Origin of the sequence: Lebetimonas sp. JS085, assembly GCF_000523295.1 — a bacterium.
Taxonomy (GTDB): Bacteria; Campylobacterota; Campylobacteria; order Campylobacterales; family Nautiliaceae; genus Lebetimonas.
The window spans coordinates 680,001-698,117 of the sequence record NZ_ATHR01000001.1 but is presented as its reverse complement, the minus strand read 5'-3'; the positions used below and the strand labels follow the sequence as shown (position 1 = coordinate 698,117).

Genomic DNA, 18,117 nt, shown 5'->3' with positions numbered 1-18,117 from the left:
TATAAATCTTTTTTATTAAAAAGAGGTTAAAATATTAAATTTCTTAAACTTTTCTTAAAAATTAACATTCAATTTAACATTTAACATTCATCATTTAACATTTAATATTACCACCAGGCCAAAACCTCATCGAAATTATTATTTTCTTTTTTAAACATATTATATATATATCTTGCAAACAAATCTGTTTCTATATTTACCCTCCTATGAATTTTATATTCTCTAAATAGAGTGTTTTCAAAAGTATGGGGAATAATAGTCAGTCTAAACCTGTCAGAAAAAACATCATTTATTGTAAGGCTGACCCCGTCTATTGCAATAGAGCCTTTTTGGGCAATATATTTCATTATTTTAGGGTCTGTTTTTATTATTACATCATAAGAGTTTCTGTTTTTTTTAATTTCAAGTATTTCTCCAACTGCGTCAATATGCCCCTGAATCAGATGTCCGTCTATTTTGTCTCCAAAACGCAACGCCTCTTCTAAATGAACTTTTTTTCCGCTTTGGTAATTTTTAATTGCAACTATTTTTTGGGTTTCAGGAGAGAGTTCTACTTCAAATCCGTCACTAAAAATTTTGGTAACCGTAAGACATGCTCCGTTTACCGCTATTGAATCACCTGTTTGCGGTTGTAATTTTGAAATTATACTTAGTTTGTTATTGCTGAAATTTTTTATTTTTCCTATTTCTCTTATTACTCCGTTAAACATTAAAAATACTCCTCAATTAGCTTCATCGCTTCATTAAAATCAGTAACACTATTTATTTTACTTCTAAATTCGCTTGCTTTTTCTATTCCTTTTGAATATCCGTGCGCATGCTTTCTAAATAAAATAACGCCGTAATCTCTGTAAAAATTATGCATCTGTTTTAAATGTTCAATTATTACTTCTTTTTTCTGCTTAGGTGTAATATTACCGCTTTGTTTCATTTCAAGAAAAATCCAGGGTTTTCCGATAGCACCTCTTCCAATTGAGACGCCTTTTGCACCAGTGTATTCCAAAACATATTTGGCTTTTTTGAAATCGGTAATGTCTCCGTTTGCAATTACCGGGATATTTACGGCTTTCACCACTTTTTTGATTTCTTCATAATTACTTTTGCCTTTGTACATTTGTGTGATCGATCTTCCGTGAAGAGTTAAAAATTTAATTCCCAGATCTTCTAGCATTTTAGCCCTCTCTACCGCCACGCTTCTCTCAAATCCAAGCCTTATTTTGGCACTTACAGGTTTTTTGGAAGTATTGACAATTACTTTTATAATTTCTTTTAAAAATTCTTTATTTTCATCTTTTAGCAAAATTCCTCCAAATCCGCTTCTTCTGGCTTTTTTTACGGGGCATCCCAGGTTTATGTCAATTCCGTCAATTTCATCTATTTCATTAATAATTTCTACAGCTTTTCTTGCGTTTTCAGTGTTATTAGCGGCAATTTGTACAAAATAAGGGGTTTCAATTGGGGATTTTTGCATCATTTTTTTTGTTTTTTCATTATTATATACAAAAGCGTTTACATTTATCATTTCAGAAAATGTCAAATCACATCCGAATTTTTTAACGACGCTTCTGAATGGAAGGTCGGTATATCCTGCTAAAGGAGCCAAAAAAAATTTAGGATATTGCCTGAAGATATTCATCAACGTCTATTTTGACTCCGCATTCTTTTAATTTTAAAATATATTCAAAAATTTTAAGTGAATGCTCTTCAATAATTTCTTTTGCTTTTTCAATATGCTCATATTTTAATGCTAAATAAGCACTTCCGTAAACAAACGGAAATATTATTTCAAGTTCCTCATCAGGCGTTCTTGAGCCGTAAAGTGCTTTTGCTATTTTTATTTCTTCAAATTTAGAGAGTTTGGCAATTTCAAGCAGTTTTTTTAAATCTTTATCATTTATATGCGAAAGTATTATCTCTTTTGTTAGGGGATATTTATATTTTAAAATTTCTTCGATAGGGGCTTTTTGGGCAAAAATTTGAAAAGCTTCTTTTTTAAGTTCTTCATTTTTAAATTTTCTCAACACTTCTTTTGCATAGTTTCCATCTTTTTTGAGTCTGTTTTTTATATTTAAAATATACCACGGATTGTTTTCACTCAGTTTATATTTGCTGATTTCTATAACCTTGCCGTTTTTAAGTTTTTTCAAATCTTCTAAAAATTCAAATTTTTCACTAGGATTTGGTTCTATATTAAGCCCGTTGATGTTTTTTACAAAATTGTTGCAGTATTTAAGAACTTTGACTTCTTTTAAACTGTTTTTATAAAGAATTTTGTTTTTAATATTATTTATTATTATTTCTATATCTTTTTGTATGTTTTTTTTATAAAAGAAGGTTTGTAAATGTATAAAAACAAAAAAGAGAATGGATAAAATATAAAAAATTCCTAAAAACAGTGCTATCCATACGGCATTAGGCAAAGAGATATTAATTCCAAATATTGAAAAGACGGTAGATGAATTATCCTGTATATAAACAAAAAGAGTCATTAATGCAATAAAAATAAGACTGAAAACGGAATATTTTTTCATTTTTTGTTTTTTCCTTCTTTTTCAACTATTTCTCTACATATTATACAATATTTTGCATAAGGTTTTATTAAAAGTCTTTCTTTATTTATAGGTTCTTCGCACATTTCACATATTCCGTATGTGCCTTCTTCTATTTTTTTTAGGGCAATATTTATTTCTTCAAGTTCGTTTTTCAGTGTTAAATAAATTTGCTGTTTTCTTCCGCTGTCCATTGCACTTGTAGCCTCATCGCCTTCGTCGCATACATCATCACATGAAAGTTCTTTTATTTCGTTTGTAATGTCATCAAGAATTTTAATAATTTCTTTTTTTCTTTCAAGCAGTTTTTCTTTAAAAATATGATTGTTATTCATTGTCATTCTCTCTCCTTTTTATTTCTTAATTAAACTTGGCTTCTTAGCAACTCATAACTCACAACTCACCACCCCGCCGCTTTTCAAGCGGCCGGGCAAGCTCACAACTCACCATTTTCACTATTTATGATACGGATGATTGTTTTTTATACTGAGAGCTCTATAAATTTGTTCAAATAAAACAATTTTTGCTATTTTATGACTCATAGTTAAAGGACTCAGCGAAACATTAATCCCTTTTTTTTTGAATTCCTCGTCAAATCCCCACGCACCCCCTATAAAAAAGTTAATTTTCGGATATTCAAACATCTTTGAAAATTCAATTGAATCAATCAGTTTCCCTTCGGGTGTCAATATAATATTGAACCCCTCAGCTGTATATTTTTCAAAAATGTTTGAATATTCTCTTTTTGGATTATTTGTTTTGGAAAGATTTTTAGAATAGAGTGTTATATTTTTAACATCTGCAAAGGGGCGTGATTTTTTTATAAATTCTTCAATCTCTTTTTTATATTCTTCTTTTTTTTCAATCGAATAGACGTTAATTTGCATATATCACTTCCTATTACTTTTATGGCTGGAATTTTATCATAAATTTTTACTCCGCCTATAATTGCAACAGGATGATTTGAAAATTTTATAAGTTCTATTACTTTTTTTCCCAAAATATTTGATGTATCTTTTGTGGAAGTTTTTTTGTAAGCCCCAAGCCCTATATAATCAAGCGGCAGTTTATTGGTTTTAAGTATCTCTTTTTTATTGTGTGTGGAAAGACCAACAATTTTGGTTTTAAATTTGTTGTCTTGTAACTTGGAACTTGGAACTTGGCCACTAATATTCCCATTTTTTAAATTTAATATTACTTCTTTTTTTGATAGATTAAATCTTTTGCATAAATTTTCAAGGTCTTCCTGTCCTATGTGTATTCCGTCAGCATAAGGAAGAAGTTCTATTGCATCATTTATTATTAATGTTTTTTTCCACTGTTTTCTAATTTCACGGAGTCTGTTTAGTTTTTCTTCCAGAGAGGAATTTTTGTCTCTGTATTGTAAAAATTTTGCTTTGAGCCCTTTTGCCGTTTTGCAAAAATCTTTAATGGATAAATGATATTTTTGCAGCGTATCCCAGTCTAAGAGGGCATAAATCATTAACCGGCATTCTTTAGCGTATATTTTAATAAATCGGCAATACTCTGTTTTAATTTGTCTCTTTTTACAACCATATCTATTAACCCGTGCTCAAGTAAAAACTCCGCCCTTTGAAAGCCTTCCGGCAGATCTTCTCCGATTGTCTGTTTAATAACCCTAGGTCCTGCAAATCCAATCATTGCCCCGGGTTCTGCAATAATAAAATCGCCTAAAAATGCAAAACTTGCGCTTACTCCCCCGAAAGTCGGGTCTGTTAAAACAGAAATATACGGGAGATTATGTTCAGATAAACTTGCAAGTGCTGCGGATGTTTTAGCCATTTGCATAAGAGAAAATGTGCTCTCCTGCATTCTGGCGCCTCCGCTGGTGGATACAATAACCAAACCGCATTTTTTCTCAATGGCTCTCTTTACAGCCCTTACTATTTTTTCACCTTCAACGCTTCCCAGGCTTCCTCCCATAAAGTTAAAATCAAACACTACAAGCTGGGTTAAGATAGAATTAATTCTGCATTCTCCGCTTATTACAGAAGAATAGTTTTGTGTTTTTTTGTAATTTTCTTCTATTCTTTTTTTGTAGCTTTTTTTATCCACAAAATTTAGAGGGTCGTTCGGTTTTAAGTTTTTATCAAATTCAGTAAAAGTATCTTCATCGGCAAGTAATTTTATTCTGTCGTTTGCGCTCATTCTGAAATGATATCCGCATTTTGGACATGTGTTGTTTTGTTTTTGAACTTCTTTGTAAAAACTTATTGCGCCACAGGCGGGGCATTTTATCCAGTTGTTAGAGGTGTCTTCTTTTTTAGGCTGAGGTTTTTTAAATTTTTTCAAAAAATTACTGAATCCCATTTTATTCCTTTATTACCCTTAGAATTTCTTCCAAATCATTTTTTTTAGGTGCCATTATTATCAAACTCTCCTCAAAATACCAGAAATATTCGCTGTTATAAAATTTTGCGGCGGCAATATCGAATTCCCTTATTTCCCCTTTGTATATTACTGCTTTTGAAAATTCTCCGTAACACAGGGATAAACTGAGTGCACCAGGTGCTCTGAATTTTAAATTATGTTTATTTAATTTTGCGACAATTTCCGGATTTTTGTATGCCTTTTCAAATAAAACGACATCGTGTCTGTAATTTGACTGAAACGGTTTTCTAAATAAATTTTCAAATCTTTTGCCGTTTTTGTCTTTAACAAAATAATCACCGTTACTTAAATTTACAATAACAGCTGCTTCATCTTCAAGATAAACACTGCTTCCAAAATAGGGGATATGGTTTGAGACATTGTAACTTCCGTCAATCGGGTCAATTATAATTCTTTTATCTTTCCCGTTGTCTATAAACCCTCTTTCCTCTGAAAAAATATTTCCATAGTGGCTTAATGCCTTTATAAACATTTCTTCTGCCAAAAGGTCTATTTTTAAACTTCTGTCCCCTCCGTATCCTATTCCTTTGGCTTCAAAAATACCTTCTTCTTCGTGAAGGGCCCTTATGATTTTTAAACTTGCGCATAAAGTAGCATCGATAAAACTCATTTTTTACCTTTAACTAAACTCGGCCATTCAATAGAATTAAAATTTTCATCATATACGCTTGGTGTGCCTTTTGCCTGAAGTTCAATTGCCGCTCTTTTTGATTTTTCAAGCTCGCTGTAACATTTGTTGAGTTCTGTTTTTGAAGGTTTATAATTTTTCCATTCATTTCCGCCAAGCAAAGTTTCTTTAAATCTTTTTTGTCTTTCTTTATTTGTTCTTCCTGCTAAAATATAACAGCTCATTGCCCTTGCGTCTTTATGAAACGGCAAAGGGAACAAAATTACATGAACTCTGTAATTTTTTGCCAGGTTATTTTTTGTTTTCTGTTCCATCATTCTGCAAAACGGACACTCAGGGTCTGTAACAACATACAAATCTTTTTTACCTTTTCCGAAACTGAAAGAGATTCCCTCATTTACTATTTTTTTATTTACCGGAAAATTTGCGCTTAATGTGCTTCCGTTTTTATTGTTTAATATTCTTCCTATAACAGTATATTTTTTATCGGCTGTTATATAAATGTTTCCGGCTCCTCTTTTTGTTTGAATGTTTATTATATAAAATCCGTCTTTTTTTACACCTCTGACTTTGATAAGGCCTTTTTTAATATCCTGAGCGAGTCTTGGATATAAAATACTTGATTTTAAAACGGAATTTAATTCTTTTTGAGGTAACAGTTTATCGCTTGCAAATAGACTTATTGTTACACTTAAACTTAAAAATACTTTTTTCATTAATTCTCCTTGAGCTTTTTTAATATTTTTTCAACTTTTTGTTTTGGATTTTTATCCTGATAAACAGGTCTTCCCACAACTATAAAATTAACTTTATTTTCTTTTGCCGCTTTTATATCAGCAACTCTTTTTTGGTCTCCTGCATCTTCTCCAAACGGTCTTATTCCAGGCGTAAGTGTAATAAAATTATTTGAAGTGATGTTTTTAATTTCCTTGCTTTCCCAAACACTGCATACAACTCCATCAAGCCCGGAATGAAAAACTGTTTTTGCGAATTCTTTGGCTTTAATATCGATATCGTTTCCGTATATTTTTTTAAATTCATCGTTTGAAAAACTGGTCAGTGCCGTTACCGCCAAAACTAACGGTCTTTTTTCGAATTTAGAAATTCTTTTCATTACTTCTTTCATTGCTTTTTCACCTGCACTTGCATGAATATTGAACATATCAATTCCAAGTTTTGTGATTTCTTCTGCTGCATCAGCCATTGTATTTGGAATATCATACAATTTTAAATCTAAAAAAATATTATAGCCTAAGTTTTTTAATTTAAATATAAATTCGTTTCCGTCTCTTATATAGCTTCTAAAACCGACTTTAAGCCAAATATCATTTGCATATTCGCCAATTTCTTTAGCTAATTTTAAATTTTCTTCTTTACTCGATAAATCTAAAGCAATACAGAGTTTCATTTTATTTATCCACCTTAGGAAGGGTAATTCCTTTTTGCCCGTGATATTTTCCTTTTTTATCGGCGTAGCTGATTTCACACATTTCATCATCAGCACTATGAAAAATTAACTGTGCAATTCCCTCATTTGCATAAATTTTTGCCGGAAGAGGTGTGGTGTTGCTTATTTCTATAGTAATATGCCCTTCCCATTCAGGTTCAATCGGTGTTACATTTACAATAATCCCACATCTTGCATAAGTTGATTTTCCAACACATACTGCAAGTACGTCTCTTGGCATTTTAAAATATTCCACACTCCTGCAAAGTGCAAATGAATTTGGAGGAATAATGCAATCGCCTTTAATATTAACTACATTGTTTTCATCAAAATTTTTAGGGTCAACTATAGTGGAATTTATATTTGTAAAAACCATAAATTCATCGCTTACTCTTATATCATATCCGTATGAAGAAACTCCGTAGCTTATAGTGTTTGTGCGAACCTGTTTTTCTTCAAAAGGATTTATCATGCCAAATTCTTTGGCCATTGTCCTAATCCATTTATCAGATTTTACACCCATTGGCATCCTTTTTTGAATATTTAAAATTATATCAAATTTATGATATCATTTTAAAAAGGATTAAGGAGTTAATATTATGGATATTAAAACATTAAAAGAAATTGTAAAAATATTTGATAATTCAAAAGCCAATGTTTTGGAACTTGAAAATGAAAAATTTAGGATTTTTCTTGATAAATCTGTAAAAGCCGCTCCTGCCCAGACACCGGCACCGGCATTGGCTTTGGAAGAAACTCCTAAGGCTGTTCAAAAAGTAGAAGCAAAACCTAAGTGTGAAGTGGAAGGGGAGCTTATTACTTCTCCGATGGTCGGGACTTTTTATCAGGCTCCAAGCCCGGATTCCCCTCCTTATGTAAGAGTGGGCGATAAAATAAAAAAGGGAGATACGCTTTGCATTATAGAAGCTATGAAAATAATGAATGAATTGGAAGCCGAATTTGATTGTGAAATACTCGATATTTTAGTGGAAGACGGCCAACCTGTTGAATTTGACACTCCCCTTTTTAAGGTTAAAAAATTATGAAAAGAATTTTAATAGCAAACAGAGGGGAAATTGCCTTAAGGGCTATCAGGGCTATACATAAATTAAAAAAAGAAGCTGTCTCAATTTATTCTACGGCCGATAGAGATGCAGTTTATCTTAATTTTGCCGACGGGGGCGTTTGTGTGGGTGGTCCAAGAAGCAATGAGAGTTATTTAAACATACCCTCTATAATAAGTGCGGCAGAAATTACCGAATGTGACGCAATTTTCCCCGGATACGGATTTTTGAGTGAAAACCAGACGTTTGTAGAAATATGCAAAGCCCATAATGTTGCTTTTATAGGTCCGAGTCTTGAAGTTATGGAGCTTATGGCCGATAAATCAAAAGCCAAAGAAGTTATGAAAAAATCCGGTGTTCCCGTAATTCCTGGCAGTGCCGGGGCTGTAAAAGATGTTGAAGCTGCTAAAAAAGCGGCTGCTGAAATAGGATATCCTGTTATTCTCAAAGCGGCAAGTGGCGGAGGCGGAAGAGGAATGAGGGTTGTTGAAAATGAAAGTTATATAGAAAATGCTTTTTTGGCAGCTTCAAGTGAAGCCCAGAGTGCTTTTGGAGACCCAACTATTTATATGGAAAAATATATTGAAAAACCGCGCCATGTTGAAGTTCAGATTTTAGGCGACAAACACGGAAATGTTATTCATTTGGGTGAGCGGGACTGTTCTCTTCAAAGAAGACACCAAAAACTTATAGAAGAATCCCCGGCAGTTATTTTAGATGAAAAAACCAGGAATAAATTACATGAAACGGCTGTAAAAGCCGCTAAAGCTATAGGATATTATTCAGCCGGAACAATTGAATTTTTAGTAGATAAAAATTTAAATTTTTATTTTATGGAAATGAATACAAGGCTTCAGGTAGAACATCCGGTAAGTGAAATGGTAAGCGGAATTGATCTGGTTGAATGGATGATAAGAGTAGAAGAAGGTGAAAAAATACCTGAACAAAAAGATATAAATATAAAAGGGCATTCCCTTGAATGCAGAATTTTGGCCGAAGATCCTGATAAATTTATTCCAAATCCCGGAAAAATTCAAAAGCTTTATATCCCGGGAGGAAAAGATGTAAGGGTTGATACACATATATATGCAGGTTATATTATTCCACAATATTATGACAGTTTAATTGCAAAAGTAATTGTTTTGGGAAAAGACAGAAATGAAGCAATTGAAATTATGAAAGAGGCTCTGAGGGAATTTCAAATAAGCGGTATAAAAACTACAATACCTTTTCATTTAAAAATGCTTGAAAATGAAGATTTTCTAAATAATAACTATGATACTAAATATTTAGAAACTAAGGGACTTGTTTAAAATCAACAAGTTTTCCTTTCAAGTCCCCGATTTTTAATACATTTTTTACAATTCCTTTTAAAGTGACCCAGTTTTTTTGGTTTATAAGTAAATATAAAATTCCTTTATCCCCTGAAAAAACTTTATTATATAAATTTGCTTTTATACAAACGCCTTTACTCCCAAAAATATTTTGTTTACAAAAATTTACATCAACCCTTCCGTCACGCTTTCTTGCCCCTAACGCATAAAATGTATAAATTTTATTTTTGTCTTTGAGATATAACGGCAAATTAAAATAAAGGCTTAAAATATCCTGAGGCGCATAATAATCGAATTTTTCCTTTCCGTCAAATTTGTTATTAAAGTATTTTATCCTTGTAATTGTTTTCTTTTTATGGTCAAACAGATATATTCTTTTATATTCTTTATCCCCCCTTTTTCTGTATGTGATATATTCAAAAGGAATCAGTTTATTATTTTTAATTATTCCTATGCTTGTGTATTTTTGTATCATATGATGCGAAAGTACGGCTGCGAGCCCTTTTGTTTTTACTATTGTCTGAATTTTATAGTTTGTCTGATTCTTTTCAAAAAAACCCTGGGCTGCTGCAATTGTACCGAACCAGCCGTATTTTGCCTCGTATGTGGCAGTTAGTGTTTTAGAGTATAATGAAAAGAATAAAAAACATAGTAAAATATATTTCATAATTTGCCTTTTTTAGAAATTATATCAAAGGAAGAAATTGAAAATAGTATTTTTAGATGCATTAACTCTTGGGAGTGTAGATTTTGAAAGGTTTAAAGAATTCGGTGAGGTTGAAATTTATCAGACTACAGATAAAGATGAAACAATAGATAGGATTAAAAATGCTGATATAGTTGTAACTAATAAAGTTGTAATCGATAAAAGTGTTTTAGATAATGCAAAAAGATTAAAATTTATTCAAATTGCGGCAACGGGTATGAATAATGTAGATTTAGAATATGCCAAAGCTAAGGGGATAATTGTAAAGAATGTAGCGGGATATTCCACAAATGCGGTTGTTCAGCATACATTTTCCATGGTTTTGGCTTCAATAAACAAAATTTGTTATTTTGATAAATATGTAAGGAAAGAATATCCAAATTCAAAAATATTTACTCATATTCAAAACTGGTTTGAAATAAAAGGAAAAAAATGGGGAATCATAGGACTTGGTGAAATAGGAAAAAATGTTGCAAGAGCGGCTGAATGTTTCGGGGCCAAGGTTGTGTATTATTCAACAAGCGGGAAAAACAGTTCAAAAGAATTTAAAAGAGTTGGACTTGAAGAGCTTCTTAAAACTTCAGGAATAATAACAATCCATGCGCCTTTAAATAAAAATACCAAAAATCTTTTAAATTATGAAAAACTTTCGCTCATGCAAGAAGGAAGTATTTTAGTAAATGTGGGAAGAGGTGGAATAATAAATGAAGATGATTTGGTAAAAATTTTAAAAGAAAAAAATATTTTTGTCGGTCTGGATGTATTTGAAAAAGAACCTGTAAATATTGATAATCCGCTTTTAAAAAATAAAAAAGTTTTATTAACCCCGCATATGGCCTGGAGCAGCATTGAAGCGAGGGAAAAATTGATGGAAGGAATTTATAAAAATATAGAAAAATTTATAAAAAGCGGGGATTAAGCCGTTTTTTCTATGTGTACATCCATTTGAGGATACGGGATATTAATGCCTTTTTCATCAAATGTTTGTTTTATCGTTTCGAGCAGTTCGCTTCTTACCCCCCAATAATCGTCACTCTTAACCCAAGGTCTTACATTAAAGTTAACACTGCTATCAGCCAATTCTGCAAGAGCCACTGTCGGTTTCGGTTCTTTTAATATTTTAGGATTAGAATTTAAAATTTCTTCTAGTGTAGATTTAGTCAGTTTTAAATCATCTTCATATCCCACGCCTATCACCAAATCAATTCTTCTGATTTTTTCTCTTGAATAATTTATTATATTATTTCCGATTATATTGTTGTTAGGAATTATAATTACTCTGTTATCCCCTGTTTTCATAATAGTGTTGAAAATACCTATTTCATCAACAACGCCAGAAGTTCCGGCCGCTTCAACAAAATCCCCGATTTTAAACGGCCTAAGGAATAAAATCAATACTCCCGCACCGAAATTTGATATATTATCTTTAAGTGCCATACCTACAGCTAAACCTGCACCCGCAATTATTGCTGCAAACGAGGTGGTATCAACCCCTAATGTTCCAAGAGCCGTAATAATTACTAAAATAAGCAGACCGATATATGTTAAATTTCCTAAAAATTTTACCAGTGTAATATCTACTTTTGATTTTTCCAGAAGTTTTTTCACAATATTTGTAATAATTTTCGCAATCCATTTACCGATGATATAAATGGCAATGGCTCCGATGATTTTGATTCCCCACTGCATTGTCAAATTAATATATTTATCCATTTTATCTCCTTTTTAGGATTTAATAGCATTTTAACAAATTTAAATGATATTTAAATGACAAAATTTATTTGTCAAATTTTTCCCAGTGATTTTGGATTATCATTTTTTGAAGAAGTTTCACATATTCATCTCTTTTTTGGGAATATAATTCCATTGTAGTTGCAGCTATGAGACCGGTAAATTTTTTATTTTTTAATTTATAAAAATATCTTACATTTCTAAATTCTTTATAAGCCGGGTTTCTGTTTAGATTCAGCATATAGGCTTTTATGGAATCTTCGATGCTTGGAAAAATTTTTAATGAATAGTTTATATCAATGCTACTATATCTGTCTTTTGGAGAAAGGCCATTATTAGAATATTCCCAGTGTCCAAAGAGGTTGTTAGCTAACTTAACAAATCTGCTTTTTCCCCATCCGCTTTCTATTGCAGCCTGGGCCAGGGCGAGTGAAGGGGGTATTGTGTCTATTTTTTTTAAAAATTCATCTCTGTTCAGTATATTTTTTATTTTGTATTTTTTGGCCTTTTTAGCCAAAAAAGCAATTTTTTCCGGTTTTAATAAAAAGGCCGGGTCGTTAAATATTTTTATAATTTTTTTTCTTAAATTTAATATATTTTTGTTTTCTGTTTGAATTAAAGGCAGCATTATTTCCACAAATGCTTTTTTTTGTTCGTTAATATTTCTGATATTATAATACCAGTCCGGGAAAGCTGCGTTTAAAACAGTGAAAAGTGAAAAATTAAAAATTAAAAGTGAAATAATTTTTTTCATTGTACTCCTAAAAAAGTGTTGGTTCTAATGCTTTTAATTTATAGCTGATTCTGTGAATATCGCTAAATCCGAATTTTTTAATTTCTTCAATATGCTCCTTCGTTATATATCCTTTATGTTTGGCGAAATTATATTCGGGATATTTACCGGCAATTTTTATCATATATCTGTCTCTGCTTACTTTTGCCAAAATACTTGCTGCGCCTATTTCTTTAATTTTCAAATCCCCTTTTATTATAGTTTCTATTTGTTTAACACCAAAATTACTGTTTCCGTCAAACAGGTATTTGTCCGCTTTAATTTTTTCTTTTATTACTTTTAATGCAAAATTGATGGCAAAAGAAAGCCCTTTTTTATCTATTGTTTTATTGTCAATCCATACAATATGATAGATACTGGTTTCTTTTATTATTTCAAATAGTTCATCTCTTTTTTTAGAGGTTAATTTTTTTGAATCTGTTAACTCTTTATACCATTTTTCACTTTTTACTTTACATTTTTCACTTATTAAGCATCCAGCCACAACTAAAGGCCCTGCAATAGGTCCGCGTCCAGCCTCGTCTATTCCGCAAATCTCCATTGCCAAAACGGCTTTACCTCCACTTCAAAATTTTTATGTTTTATTTCAAGTTCGTTTGAAATTGTAATGATTTCAATTTTTTTTACATCATTTACTTTATTGAGTTTTTCCAAAATTGTGTTTTCATCTGCAAACGGCATTACAAGTATTCCCATCTCTTTTTGAGGCAAATAAAAATTAAGGGTATCTTTATAATAAATTTCTTTTTCATTTAATTCAAGAAAAACCATATTTTCAAATTTATGAAAAAAATTTTTTTTATTAGTTAAAATATTTCTGAAGGCAAAATTATAAGCAAAAAATTTTTTAGGAGATTTCGGTGCCTTATATTTTTCAACTTCATAAATAACCCTGTTTTTAATTAATTCGTTTGTTGTTTTATAAAAACTGTCTTTACTTATTTTTATTCTTTTTTTTAAAATCTGAAATATTTGATAAAGAGTCAGTTTTTCTCCGATATGGGCAAAAAAGAATTTTAAAATTTCTTTATTAAAAGGCAGTAGGTCAAACACATCTTTTAAATATTCTTCTTTAAAATAATCTTCCACAAAAGCGTTTTTTGCAAAATTTCCGTGTTTTAAAAATTTATCAAATGTGTTTGTTGGGGAATTTGATTTTTCGAAAGCGAAAAATTCTTCAAAATCAAGCGGTTTTAATTCTATTTTTTTAAAATTTTCAATTTCAATATTTTCAGAGCTTGTTATAAAAACTGTTTTATTAGCAGGGATTTTCACAGAAAAATCGAAATTTTCAAAAATAATTAAATCAGATGTTAATTCAAAGTTTTTTTCCCTGTAATCAGAAAAATCATAATATTCCCAGCTGCCTTTAAATTTTTTTAAAAAATTAAAAATTAAAAATGTTTTTCCCACCCCTTTAGGGCCGGTAATTAATGTATTTTCATAATTTAATTTTATTTTTCTGTCATATATTTTTTTGGGAAACATAAAAACCTTTTTGCTTAATTATAGCATAATTAAAAATCCAGCCATTGCTATCAGGCTTTCGTATAAATAAAGATTTTCCCCGTATAAAATTCCTGATATGACACTTCCTAAAAATGCGGCAAACCCGTAACCGATTCCTGCATAAAACTGCTGGGCAAGTGTTTTGTTTTTATAAATTCCAAAAAGATACAACATGGCAGATGTATGGAATATAGCAAAAGAAAAAGCATGAAGCAGCTGCGAAAGAGCTATTAACATTATATTGCCGGCAAACAAATATAGCATCAGCCATCTAATTGATGTTAAAAATATTGAAATTTTAATCCAAAAGAGAGGGGAGTGTTTTTTGATAAATTTATGTTGAATTAGAAAAATTAAAATTTCAGCAATTACCCCTATAGCCCAAAGCCACCCGTTTATCTCTTTTGAAATGTTATGATTTAAATTATAAATTGTAAAAAAGTTATAAAATCCCCCGAAACTAATCTGCATTAATATTAAAGCAAACCAGAATTTCCATGCAATAAAAAAATTTATCGGTTTGTTTTCTTTTTTTACATATTTGTCTTCCAAAAAATATAAAGCTGTAATATTGGTAAATATCATCAAAATAATAAAAATATAAATGAAATTTATTTTAAAATATGAAAATATAATCCCAAACAGCATAAATCCCAGACTTCCATACACTCTCGCTCTGCCGTAATTTTCTTTTAATTTTTCAACTGCAATTGTTTCAATATAAGGAAATATTATACTAAAGCATGCCCCTATCAGAAAAAAAGCGAAAGAAATTAAATAAAAATTTTTATTGATAAGTAAAAATGAAGCAAATATTGAAAATGTAAGCGCCGATAAAAATATTTTTTTATTTATTGTAAGTTTAAAAAACAAAAAAGGAGTTAAAAATCTGGCAATTGGAAGCATGGAAAAAAGAATTCCTATTTGAGCCGGTGTAAAATAAGCTGAATACATTTTTGGCATAAAAATTACATAATCACCGATTAATGCAAAAAAGAGGAAATAATATAAACTAAGGGCTATAAATTCTCTAAGCACGCTTTTATTGCTTTTTTATATCTGTTTTTATCAAACTCTGGATATGTAAAATTTCTTACTTTTTTACAAAAAGTGCTTGCCGGCCACCATGGGTCATTTATATATCTCGGCATTATGTGAAAATGGAGGTGGGGAACCATATTTCCGAATTCAGCAATATTTATTTTATCAGGATTAAGCAGTTTTATCATTGTTTTTTCAATATTTTTGACAGACTGCATTATTTGTATTATTTCTTTATCTTCCAAATCGCTGAATTCTTTTATATGTTTTTGTGTAATGATTCTAATGTAGCCAGGAATTTCATTAATCAAAATAACCCTAAAAAGGGTATTCTGAAAAATTATATTTTCATTTTCCGGATTACACAAAGGGCAGTTCACTAATTTCCTCTGCTGCCGGGTTTAACCGGTTTGCTTCCTGTTTTGCACATTGGGCAGTTTTCCGGTTCATAAACTTCAAAATCAAAGTCTTCTAAAGCAAAAAAAGGTTTGTTTTGGGGTAATTTACATTCCGGTTTTCTCTCGGTTTTTCCATTAACCCTTTTACAAACGCCTCTGTTGGCAATTGCCCCAAATCCTACTACCCTGCCGCCTCTTTTTTCAATTTCTCTTGCCGCTTCCATTGCGGATCCGCCGGTTGTAATAATGTCTTCACAGATTAATACTTTCTCATTTTCCTTTACTTCAAATCCTCTTCTTAAAGTCATTTTACCGTTAACTCTTTCGGTAAAAATAAATCTGACATCAAGAGCCCTTGCCAGTTCGTATCCGGCAAGCAGCCCCCCGATAGCCGGAGAACATACAGTATCTACTTTAACTCCGGCTTCAATTATTTTTTTTGCAAGTTCTTTTGCCAAAGTCTCGGCAACTTCTGGATATTCCAAAACTCTCGCGCTTTGAAGGTAATATTCGCTGTGTTTTCCGCTGCTTAAAAGAAAATGGCCTTTTAATAAAGCGGCGTGTTTTTCATAAATATCTTTTACATTCATTTTTTTATTTCCCATTTTCCATTAAATTATACTTTCATTACTTCATCAATTTTTTTATTTACTGTTTCATCAACTTTATTAACAAAACTATCGGTTATTTCCTGAACTTTATCGAGTCCTTTTCTTTCTTCATCTTCTGTTATTTCTTTGTCTTTAAACATTTTTTTGATTTTATCATTGGCTTCGCGTCTTACGTTTCTAATAGCGATTTTTGCTTTTTCTGCAAACTCTTTTGCTTTTTTGGCCTGTTTTTTTCTCTCTTCTTCTGTCATTGGAGGAAAGTACATTTTGATAACTTCTCCGTCATTGTTAGGATTTGCTCCAACATTGGCTTCTTGAATGGCTTTTTCTATATCTTTCATAATAGATTTGTCCCAAGGCTGAATTACAATGGTTGTTGCATCCACGGCATTTACGTTTGCAACCTGATTTAGTGGAGTTGGCGTTCCGTAATATTCAACTTTCACCCCGTCAAGAACATGAATAGAAACTTTTCCGGTTCTTAGTGTATTTAAATCTTTTTTTAATACATCTATACTTTTTTGCATATGCTCTTTGGCAAATTTAAAAACTTCTTCCATTTTTATCCTCCTTAATATTTTATTATCATTCTTGAAAAGATTTTATAATTATACCTTATGATAATCCTGTTTCTGAATCTTTTGAGCTTAAAATTCGGATGAAAACAGAATTTATTATTTTTAATTTTTATATGGTATTTCCAGCCGAAATCTGTTAAATAGATATTTATATATGGAATTTTATTTATCAGTTTTCCCGAAATTTCAGTAATTGAATTTTTATTTCTTTTAATTATCAAATTTTTTATATGGAGTCTTTTGAGCTTTAGTTTTTCTGCTATATTTACTTTTCCTGTCAGTGCGATTCTGTCCAAATCGTCAATCGGAGTGGTTAAATCAATTGCTCCGGGATTTTGATTTGCAATAACCTTAAAATATTTTGAAATTATTTTTTTTACCCTCTTGTCATATTCTCCATACGGATATGCATACATGTCGGGAACGTAACCGATTCTTTTTTTAAATAAATTAATAGCCTTAAGCGTATCCTGGTTTATTTCTTTATCGCTAAGTTTTGGCAGATGCGGATGAGCGTAGCTGTGGACTCCAAGTTCACCGTATTTTGCACATTCTTTTACCATTTTCCATGTCATAAAATCTCCCCATTTACCTTCAGTTGCCTTTGTATATACAAAAAGGGTAAAAGGAATATGGTATTTTTTAAATAAAGGCAGGCCGTTTTTATAAAAACTTTTATAATTGTCATCTATTGTAAAAACAACATAATTATCAATATTTTCTCTGTTTTTTAATTTTTTTACAAGGGTTGAAAGTTTGACAGCTTTGTAATTATTATTTTTTATATATTTTAAATATTTCTCAAGTTCTTTTGTTGAGGTGTTTGTATATGAATGTCTGAAATCATTTATTCTGTGAAGTACAAAAATATGGGCCTGGGCAAAAAGAAAAATAGGCAGAAAAAAAAGAAAAAATCTCATTTTACGGGAGCGGGAGGAACAGGGGTTGATTTTGGAAGTTTAACTTCACTTACAACAGAAGTATTTGCCTGTTTATTATACAAATATGTCAGTGTTAAAGTATTTAATACAAATAAAAATCCTAAAATTATTGTTGCTTTTGCCAAAAAGTTCATAGGACCTTTTGCCCCAAATACACTTTCATTTGAGCTTGAATATGCACCAAGCCCCATTGATTCGGATTTTTGTAATAAAACTAAAATTACTATTGCAATTACAAGTATTACTTGAACAATAAATAAAACAGATGTCATTTTTTACCTTTTTTGATAGAATTATAACAAAAATGAAAAATTAAAAGCGAAAAATGAAAAATTTCGATAAATATGCACATACATACCCGAAATATAATTTAAT

26 protein-coding genes (1 of these 26 cut by a window edge) are annotated in these 18,117 nt (G+C 30.8%); 4 read left to right on the top strand and 22 right to left on the bottom strand.

Going from position 1 to position 18,117, the window contains the following annotated elements:
* Positions 1–107: 107 nt before the first annotated feature.
* The 11 genes from ribE to dcd form a co-directional block, all read right to left on the bottom strand.
* Positions 108–710: a riboflavin synthase gene (ribE, locus tag DZ68_RS0103890; protein ID WP_024787336.1), complete on the bottom strand. Its 603-nt coding sequence runs from the start codon at positions 708–710 to the stop codon at positions 108–110.
* The gene (locus DZ68_RS0103885) at positions 710–1,636 is read right to left on the bottom strand and encodes a tRNA-dihydrouridine synthase (protein WP_024787335.1); all 927 of its coding nucleotides are present in this window, start codon (positions 1,634–1,636) and stop codon (positions 710–712) included. The genes ribE and DZ68_RS0103885 overlap by 1 nt, the downstream gene beginning before the upstream one ends.
* Positions 1,611–2,531 (bottom strand): hypothetical protein, encoded by a 921-nt coding sequence (locus DZ68_RS0103880; RefSeq protein ID WP_024787334.1) that lies wholly within the window; start codon positions 2,529–2,531, stop codon positions 1,611–1,613. Before DZ68_RS0103880 ends, DZ68_RS0103885 begins: the two co-directional genes overlap by 26 nt.
* A complete protein-coding gene (gene dksA, locus DZ68_RS0103875) occupies positions 2,528–2,890 on the bottom strand; it encodes an RNA polymerase-binding protein DksA (RefSeq protein ID WP_024787333.1) in 363 nt (120 codons plus the stop codon). The genes DZ68_RS0103880 and dksA overlap by 4 nt, the downstream gene beginning before the upstream one ends.
* A 114-nt stretch (positions 2,891–3,004) precedes the next feature.
* A complete protein-coding gene (locus DZ68_RS0103870) occupies positions 3,005–3,436 on the bottom strand; it encodes a 23S rRNA (pseudouridine(1915)-N(3))-methyltransferase RlmH (RefSeq protein WP_024787332.1) in 432 nt (143 codons plus the stop codon).
* Entirely contained in the window at positions 3,370–4,032 is a 663-nt protein-coding gene (locus tag DZ68_RS0103865) for a thiamine phosphate synthase (RefSeq protein WP_024787331.1), read from the bottom strand. The genes DZ68_RS0103870 and DZ68_RS0103865 overlap by 67 nt, the downstream gene beginning before the upstream one ends.
* Positions 4,032–4,880: an acetyl-CoA carboxylase, carboxyltransferase subunit beta gene (gene accD / locus DZ68_RS0103860; protein WP_024787330.1), complete on the bottom strand. Its 849-nt coding sequence runs from the start codon at positions 4,878–4,880 to the stop codon at positions 4,032–4,034. Before accD ends, DZ68_RS0103865 begins: the two co-directional genes overlap by 1 nt.
* A gap of 1 nt (position 4,881) precedes the next feature.
* Entirely contained in the window at positions 4,882–5,571 is a 690-nt protein-coding gene (locus DZ68_RS0103855; protein ID WP_024787329.1) for a suhb, read from the bottom strand.
* A complete protein-coding gene (locus DZ68_RS0103850) occupies positions 5,568–6,305 on the bottom strand; it encodes a thioredoxin fold domain-containing protein (protein ID WP_024790735.1) in 738 nt (245 codons plus the stop codon). Before DZ68_RS0103850 ends, DZ68_RS0103855 begins: the two co-directional genes overlap by 4 nt.
* A complete protein-coding gene (pyrF, locus tag DZ68_RS0103845) occupies positions 6,305–6,997 on the bottom strand; it encodes an orotidine-5'-phosphate decarboxylase (RefSeq protein ID WP_024787327.1) in 693 nt (230 codons plus the stop codon). Before pyrF ends, DZ68_RS0103850 begins: the two co-directional genes overlap by 1 nt.
* A gap of 1 nt (position 6,998) precedes the next feature.
* On the bottom strand, positions 6,999–7,559 hold the full coding sequence (gene dcd / locus DZ68_RS0103840; protein ID WP_024787326.1) for a dCTP deaminase: 561 nt from the start codon (positions 7,557–7,559) through the stop codon (positions 6,999–7,001).
* Between the two features lie 76 nt (positions 7,560–7,635).
* Between dcd and accB the strand changes: the two genes are divergently transcribed.
* Positions 7,636–8,082, top strand: coding sequence for an acetyl-CoA carboxylase biotin carboxyl carrier protein (gene accB, locus DZ68_RS0103835; protein WP_024787325.1), 447 nt, complete (start codon positions 7,636–7,638; stop codon positions 8,080–8,082).
* The gene (locus tag DZ68_RS0103830; protein ID WP_024787324.1) at positions 8,079–9,413 is read left to right on the top strand and encodes an acetyl-CoA carboxylase biotin carboxylase subunit; all 1,335 of its coding nucleotides are present in this window, start codon (positions 8,079–8,081) and stop codon (positions 9,411–9,413) included. The genes accB and DZ68_RS0103830 overlap by 4 nt, the downstream gene beginning before the upstream one ends.
* Here DZ68_RS0103830 and DZ68_RS0103825 read toward each other — a convergent pair.
* On the bottom strand, positions 9,397–10,101 hold the full coding sequence (locus DZ68_RS0103825) for a DUF3108 domain-containing protein (RefSeq protein WP_024787323.1): 705 nt from the start codon (positions 10,099–10,101) through the stop codon (positions 9,397–9,399). The genes DZ68_RS0103830 and DZ68_RS0103825 overlap by 17 nt on opposite strands.
* A gap of 37 nt (positions 10,102–10,138) precedes the next feature.
* On the opposite strand from DZ68_RS0103825, the gene DZ68_RS0103820 reads away from it, so the two are divergent.
* Positions 10,139–11,059, top strand: coding sequence for a D-2-hydroxyacid dehydrogenase (locus DZ68_RS0103820; RefSeq protein WP_024787322.1), 921 nt, complete (start codon positions 10,139–10,141; stop codon positions 11,057–11,059).
* Here the strand turns inward: DZ68_RS0103820 and DZ68_RS0103815 are convergent.
* From DZ68_RS0103815 to secG, 10 genes are all read right to left on the bottom strand, one after another.
* Positions 11,056–11,853 (bottom strand): mechanosensitive ion channel family protein, encoded by a 798-nt coding sequence (locus DZ68_RS0103815; protein ID WP_024787321.1) that lies wholly within the window; start codon positions 11,851–11,853, stop codon positions 11,056–11,058. The two genes, DZ68_RS0103820 and DZ68_RS0103815, sit on opposite strands and share 4 nt — an antisense overlap.
* 64 nt (positions 11,854–11,917) lie before the next feature.
* Positions 11,918–12,625: a glucosaminidase domain-containing protein gene (locus tag DZ68_RS0103810; RefSeq protein ID WP_024787320.1), complete on the bottom strand. Its 708-nt coding sequence runs from the start codon at positions 12,623–12,625 to the stop codon at positions 11,918–11,920.
* Between the two features lie 7 nt (positions 12,626–12,632).
* The gene (locus tag DZ68_RS0103805; RefSeq protein ID WP_024787319.1) at positions 12,633–13,205 is read right to left on the bottom strand and encodes a ribonuclease HII; all 573 of its coding nucleotides are present in this window, start codon (positions 13,203–13,205) and stop codon (positions 12,633–12,635) included.
* The gene (locus tag DZ68_RS0103800) at positions 13,187–14,152 is read right to left on the bottom strand and encodes an ATP-binding protein (RefSeq protein ID WP_024790734.1); all 966 of its coding nucleotides are present in this window, start codon (positions 14,150–14,152) and stop codon (positions 13,187–13,189) included. Before DZ68_RS0103800 ends, DZ68_RS0103805 begins: the two co-directional genes overlap by 19 nt.
* Positions 14,153–14,170: 18 nt before the next feature.
* Positions 14,171–15,211, bottom strand: a complete 1,041-nt coding sequence (locus tag DZ68_RS0103795) for an MFS transporter (protein ID WP_024787318.1) — start codon at positions 15,209–15,211, stop codon at positions 14,171–14,173.
* Positions 15,193–15,594: an HIT family protein gene (locus DZ68_RS0103790; RefSeq protein ID WP_024787317.1), complete on the bottom strand. Its 402-nt coding sequence runs from the start codon at positions 15,592–15,594 to the stop codon at positions 15,193–15,195. The genes DZ68_RS0103795 and DZ68_RS0103790 overlap by 19 nt, the downstream gene beginning before the upstream one ends.
* Entirely contained in the window at positions 15,594–16,202 is a 609-nt protein-coding gene (pyrE, locus tag DZ68_RS0103785; RefSeq protein WP_024787316.1) for an orotate phosphoribosyltransferase, read from the bottom strand. The genes DZ68_RS0103790 and pyrE overlap by 1 nt, the downstream gene beginning before the upstream one ends.
* Positions 16,203–16,228: 26 nt before the next feature.
* On the bottom strand, positions 16,229–16,783 hold the full coding sequence (gene frr, locus DZ68_RS0103780) for a ribosome recycling factor (RefSeq protein WP_035907071.1): 555 nt from the start codon (positions 16,781–16,783) through the stop codon (positions 16,229–16,231).
* Between the two features lie 11 nt (positions 16,784–16,794).
* On the bottom strand, positions 16,795–17,721 hold the full coding sequence (locus tag DZ68_RS0103775; RefSeq protein WP_024787314.1) for a polysaccharide deacetylase family protein: 927 nt from the start codon (positions 17,719–17,721) through the stop codon (positions 16,795–16,797).
* Positions 17,718–18,014 carry a preprotein translocase subunit SecG gene (secG, locus tag DZ68_RS0103770; RefSeq protein ID WP_024787313.1) on the bottom strand — a complete coding sequence of 99 codons (297 nt, stop codon included), beginning with the start codon at positions 18,012–18,014 and terminating at the stop codon, positions 17,718–17,720. Before secG ends, DZ68_RS0103775 begins: the two co-directional genes overlap by 4 nt.
* A gap of 53 nt (positions 18,015–18,067) precedes the next feature.
* Here secG and DZ68_RS0103765 point away from each other — a divergent pair, with 53 nt between their 5' ends.
* Positions 18,068–18,117 carry the 5' portion of a class I SAM-dependent methyltransferase gene (locus DZ68_RS0103765; RefSeq protein WP_024787312.1) on the top strand. The gene runs 613 nt beyond the window's last position, so only the first 50 of its 663 coding nucleotides appear in the window; its start codon is at positions 18,068–18,070; its stop codon lies off the right edge, out of view.